The 243-nt window shown below is 42.0% G+C and carries 1 protein-coding gene; it reads left to right on the top strand.

What is annotated here, in order from left to right; genetic code table 11:
• The coding region (locus SB765_RS32950) for a hypothetical protein (protein ID WP_410932939.1) at positions 1-243 on the top strand (243 nt) is incomplete at both ends.

The following is a 243-nucleotide window of genomic DNA, read 5'->3' as shown; positions in this document are numbered from 1 at the left end:
GGTTCATGGTTAGACTTCGAATTTGATGCAAAAGATAACTTATATGTACGTATTGACCGTCGTCGTAAATTACCGGCGTCTATCATCCTACGTGCACTTGAGTACACGAGTGAAGAAATCCTAGATATCTTCTTCGATACTACTGCGTTTGAAATCGCTGACGGTAAAGTTCTTATGGAACTTGTGCCTTCACGTTTACGTGGTGAAACTGCCGCTTTTGATATCAAGAGCGAAGACGGTGAA

Origin of the sequence: Pseudomonas sp. SIMBA_067 (assembly GCF_046534675.1) — a bacterium.
Classification (GTDB): domain Bacteria; phylum Pseudomonadota; class Gammaproteobacteria; order Pseudomonadales; family Pseudomonadaceae; genus Aquipseudomonas; species Aquipseudomonas putida.
Note: the sequence above shows the minus strand (reverse complement) of the source record. Positions and strands in the feature narration are given on the sequence as shown.